The 4,412-nt window shown below is 73.3% G+C and carries 6 protein-coding genes; 1 reads left to right on the top strand and 5 read right to left on the bottom strand.

Translation table 11 applies throughout. From position 1 onward, the window contains the following. From GUY61_RS35260 to GUY61_RS35240, 5 genes are all read right to left on the bottom strand, one after another. Positions 1-269 (bottom strand): hypothetical protein (locus GUY61_RS35260; RefSeq protein ID WP_398958061.1); only part of this gene is annotated, 269 nt, incomplete at its 3' end. A gap of 223 nt (positions 270-492) precedes the next feature. Continuing rightward, positions 493-651 (bottom strand): DUF6760 family protein, encoded by a 159-nt coding sequence (locus GUY61_RS35255; protein ID WP_166634395.1) that lies wholly within the window; start codon positions 649-651, stop codon positions 493-495. Then, positions 648-1,190 (bottom strand): hypothetical protein, encoded by a 543-nt coding sequence (locus GUY61_RS35250; RefSeq protein ID WP_166634394.1) that lies wholly within the window; start codon positions 1,188-1,190, stop codon positions 648-650. Before GUY61_RS35250 ends, GUY61_RS35255 begins: the two co-directional genes overlap by 4 nt. After that, positions 1,190-1,633, bottom strand: a complete 444-nt coding sequence (locus tag GUY61_RS35245; protein ID WP_166634393.1) for a phage tail protein — start codon at positions 1,631-1,633, stop codon at positions 1,190-1,192. The genes GUY61_RS35250 and GUY61_RS35245 overlap by 1 nt, the downstream gene beginning before the upstream one ends. A 264-nt stretch (positions 1,634-1,897) precedes the next feature. Next, on the bottom strand, positions 1,898-3,493 hold the full coding sequence (locus tag GUY61_RS35240) for a phage tail sheath subtilisin-like domain-containing protein (protein WP_166634392.1): 1,596 nt from the start codon (positions 3,491-3,493) through the stop codon (positions 1,898-1,900). Positions 3,494-3,712: 219 nt separating this feature from the next. Between GUY61_RS35240 and GUY61_RS35235 the strand changes: the two genes are divergently transcribed. Continuing rightward, on the top strand, positions 3,713-4,318 hold the full coding sequence (locus GUY61_RS35235; protein ID WP_398958055.1) for a DUF4157 domain-containing protein: 606 nt from the start codon (positions 3,713-3,715) through the stop codon (positions 4,316-4,318). Positions 4,319-4,412: the final 94 nt, after the last annotated feature.

The following is a 4,412-nucleotide window of genomic DNA, read 5'->3' as shown; positions in this document are numbered from 1 at the left end:
GCCTGGGGCCCGGTGGCGACCGGCAGGGTCAGCGACGGCAGTTCGAGCCCGGACGCGGGTTCCGCCGAGGTGGCGAGTACGCCCTTGACCAGCCCGCCCGGCGCCCCGTCGAGGACCGCGTGGTTCAGCGTCCCCATGAAGGACGGGTTCTGCCAGGTGGTCAGCCGTCCCCCGAATCCGGGATCGGCGACGGGGGCCGCCGACCCTGTGGTGGCCCGCTGGATGGGCGGCAGCTCGGGCCACGCGGCGGTACGTACGGCGTTCGGCACGGTCCCGGCCCGCGGTGCGCCGCTCTCCGTGCCGGCGGGACCGGCAGCACCGGCAGCACCCCGTGCACCCGCACCCGCACCCGCACCCACGGCACCTGCCGGACCCGGGAGGGTGTGGCCGTCCGCTCCCGCCCCGGTGCGGCGCGGCGCCGCGGCGGGCGGAGCGGCCTCGGGACTGCGGCGGGCGCCGCCCCTCAGCCGGTCGAGGAAGCCCATGGTCCCCTCACCCCTCCCCCGCCGCGCGGGCGACGAGGGCCGCGATCTGCTCGGTGTACCGGCGCCGGTCGCGGTGTTCGAGGTCCAGGATCTCCTCCATGCTCCAGTGGAAGTGGTAGGCGATGTACGCGATCTCCTCGTGGATACGGTCGGTCGCGTACGTCACGATTCCCCCAGGCGGCTCCCGCCGAGTTCGACCTCGAACGGCTGCTCGCAGTGCGGACACGTCACCCCGGCCCGGGTGTGCCCCTCGGCGTTGACCTGCCGGTAGAAGTCCTGAAGGAAGGCCAGGTCGGAGGCGAACATGTTCTCCACCACCCCGTCGTGAACCAGCGGCAGCGTGCCGAGCCGCGTGATCACGCGTCCGAGCAGCACCACCGACAGGTACGCCGGGTTCTCCTGCACCCGCATGTCCCGCAGCGGGATCAACTCGTCGCGGGCGGTGGCGAGGCGCATCACGCCGTGCCGGTGCACGGTGCCGGACTCGTCGACGTAGCCGCGGGGAAGTTCGAACTCGAACTCGGTGCGCAGGCGCTGCGCCGCCGTTTCGGCGGCCGGGTGCGGGGCGGCCGGCGCGTGGACGGCGGACCCGGGCCCCTGCTCCGGGACCGGCTGCGCGCCCTGCCCGGGACCCGGCTGCGGCGCGGTGCCCGGCTCGGGCACCGCCGCCGCGGCCGAGGGCGGCATGGGAGCCGTACGGCGCATTACTCGATGACCAGTTCTTCGAACGTGATGGTCACGGTCTCGGTGAGCGCGGACGCCTCGCCTGCCTTCACCGTGCTTGTGTCGATCTTGCTGCACCACGCGTTGCGCATGTTGTACCGCTTGACCGGGTTGTTCTGATAGTCCATCACCATGATCGTGGCGTTCTTGCGGGCCGTGCCCATCGCGCCGGCGATCGACTCGGTGATCCACTGGTTGAAGGCCGCCGACTGGGTCATGCCGCGCACGACGGTGCACGTGCCGGCCTTCTTCACGCCCGGCATCTTCTTCGTCACGGGCTTGCCCTGCGCCGAGACCTGCTGGTACTCGATGACGTCCTGCTCGATGCTCAGGCCGCTGACCTCGGCGAGGTACTCGACCATGACGCCGTCGATCTGGAGGCCGAAATTGTGTGAGGTGAGGGCGTCACCCGGCTGGAGACTCATGAGGTCCTGTCCGTCCTTCTAGCGGTGTGGCGATGCGGTTCTGCGGGGGTGCGGGCGGTGCTGACGGGGCGGTGCGGCGGGACGGGGCAGGGGCCAGGGCAGTGCGGCTGCCGTGTCCCCGCGGCCCTGTGTCCCCGCGTCCCGTGTCCCGTGGCCCCGTGCCTCGGTGCCCTGGCGGGCGCGCGGTCGGCGGGGTAGGGGGTGGTCGGCGGGCGCCCCGGAGCGGGCGGGACGCCCGCCCCGGCGCCTGCCGCGTACGGCGCCCTATTCCTCCAGCTCCCCGCTGCCGCTGGAGAACTGCGCGAGCCGGAAGATCACGAACTCGGCGGGCTTGACCGGCGCGATGCCGATCTCGCAGATGACGCGGCCGAGGTCGACCGACTCCGGCGGGTTGGTCTCCTCGTCACACTTGACGTAGTACGCCTCCTCCGGCCGGGCGCCGAAGAGGGCACCGTTGCGCCACTCGTTGACGAGGAAGGCTGACACGTTGCGCCGGATCCTCGCCCACAGCGCCTGGTCGTTCGGCTCGAACACCACCCACTGGGTGCCGATCAGGATCGACTCCTCCAGGTAGTTGAAGTACCGGCGCACGTTCAGGTAGCGCCAGGCCGGGTCGGAGGAGAGGGTGCGGGCACCCCAAACCCGGATCCCGCGGCCGGGGAAGGCACGGATGCAGTTGATGCCCAGGGGGTTGAGCAGGTCCTGCTCGCCGCGGGTGATCTGCATCTCCAGGTCGACGGCGCCGCGCACGACCTCGTTCGCGGGGGCCTTGTGCACGCCCCGTTCAAAGTCGTTGCGGGCCCAGATGCCGGCGACGTGGCCGCTCGGCGGCACCATCCGGGTCTGGCCGGTGGCCGGGTCGAAGACCTTGATCCAGGGGTAGTACAGGGCCGCGTACTTGGAGTCGTAGCCGGCGGTCTCCTGGCGCCACACCCGGATTCCGCGGGCGTTCAGGCCCGGCGGCGGGTCGATGACGGCGACCCGGTCGCCCATGAGCTCACAGTGCGCGATCAGACCGAGCTGGACGGCCTTGACGGCCTCCAGGTCGATCGCGCCGCGCTGGTAGGCGGCCATCAGGTCGGGCACGGCGACCATCGACACCTCGTCGACGGCCTCCAGACCACCGAACCCGGTGCGGTCCGCGGAGTCTCCGAGGTACTCGGCGGGGCCGGGGTGGCCGCTCGTCCGCCCGGCCGGGGCGGCCGGGGCGGCGGCCGCGGGGGCCGCGAGCGCCACGCTCTGGTTCTCGGGCCGCGCGAGCTGCCCGGCGGGTGCGGCCTCCTGGACGGCGATGAGCCGCGACCGCTCCTTGACCTGGGTGACGACGTAGTTGCGGCCGCCCTTCTTGGCGGTCACGTCGAACGTCTCGGCGACCTTGTCGCCGTCCTTGACGATCAGCCGGAAGCGCTCGGCCGGGCCCTCGCCCTCCGGGTCCGCGACCTCCACGGCGATCCCTCCGCCGCTCTGCGAGGGCGCGATCGCCGACACCGTGAAGGTGCCGAGCTGCTGGGGCTCGCCGGGCGGCAGCGCGGCGGGGGCGGCACCCGCGCCCGTCACCGCGGCCGGGCCGCCGGACTCGCCGGCCACGCCGCCGGGGCTGCCACCGACGCGTACGACGTAGGCGGCGGTGCCGCCGTTGTTGAAGAAGCCGTAGACGGAGTGCGCGAGGTAGTACCCGTCGGTGAACTCGCCGAAGGCAGCCACGTACTGCGTCCAGTTGGTCACCAGCGTGGGCTCGTTCAGCGGGCCGGTCGGCGCCAGCCCGACGAAGGCCGCCACCGAGGTGCCCACTCCCTCGATCGGACGCGAGCCGCTGGCCACCTCCTCGACGTAGACGCCGGGCGACAGATACGAGGGCATGCTCTGCTCTCCTCGGGGTACGAGACAGGACGCCTCTCACCCTCACGCGCGAAGCGCGTCCCCGAAACGTCCCCCGGTACCCGATCGGGGGCATCGCCGTTGCCCGCAGGGGCAACGGCGCCCCTCTGCCCCCATGTCTGCCCCCGAGTACCTTCCGGGGCGGCCGGCTCCCGCGGTACCTGTGCCGGAAGTGTGCCCACCGGCTGAGGGAGAGTGTTCGTGCACGCGCAGGACAGACAGCCCGGCAAGACCGCTCCCCGGGCGGCGGTGCCGGCCACCGCGCACCTGCCGGCCGGTGCCGCCGGGATCCTCGCACTGCAGCGCGCGGCGGGCAACGCCGCCGTGGCCCGCGCCGTCGGCGAGGAACGGCACGAGCACAACGCGGACTGCGGCCACGGCCCGTCGGTCCAGCGGTCCGCGGTGCACGCCGTCCTGCGATCCGCCGGCCGCCCGCTCGACGGGCCGCTGCGCGCGGAGATGGAGTCCCGGCTCGGCGCCGACTTCGGTGACGTACGCCTCCACACGGACGCCGTCGCCCAGCGTTCGGCCTCGGAGGTCGGGGCGAGGGCGTACACCTCCGGCAGCCATGTGGTCGTCGGTGAGGGCGGGGCGGACAAGCACACACTGGCCCACGAACTGACGCATGTCATCCAGCAGCGTCAAGGACCGGTCGCCGGCACCGACAACGGCGCCGGGCTGAACGTCTCCGACCCCGGGGACCGCTTCGAGCGCGAGGCGGAGGCCAACGCGCACCTCGTGATGGCCGGCCCGGCGGCGTCCGGGCACGCCGCGACGCGGGAGGACGAGGCCACGGCGACCGGGTGACTCCACCGGGGACGGACCGCCGGAGCCACCGCCGGAGCCGACCCGCCGGACCGGAGCGTCGGTGCGGACCGCACCGGCCCGGGGCGGTGCGGTC

Source organism: Streptomyces sp. GC420 (assembly GCF_009916105.1).
Taxonomy (GTDB): domain Bacteria; phylum Actinomycetota; class Actinomycetes; order Streptomycetales; family Streptomycetaceae; genus Streptomyces.
This window is presented reverse-complemented; position numbering and strand designations above follow the sequence as displayed.

Bases quoted from the DNA above. Each gene is read 5' to 3' on its own strand.
- GUY61_RS35245 (WP_166634393.1), bottom strand. From the start codon at position 1,633: ATGAGTCTCCAGCCGGGTGACGCCCTCACCTCACACAATTTCGGCCTC.
- GUY61_RS35250 (WP_166634394.1), bottom strand. From the start codon at position 1,190: ATGCGCCGTACGGCTCCCATGCCGCCCTCGGCCGCGGCGGCGGTGCCC.
- GUY61_RS35240 (WP_166634392.1), bottom strand. From the start codon at position 3,493: ATGCCCTCGTATCTGTCGCCCGGCGTCTACGTCGAGGAGGTGGCCAGC.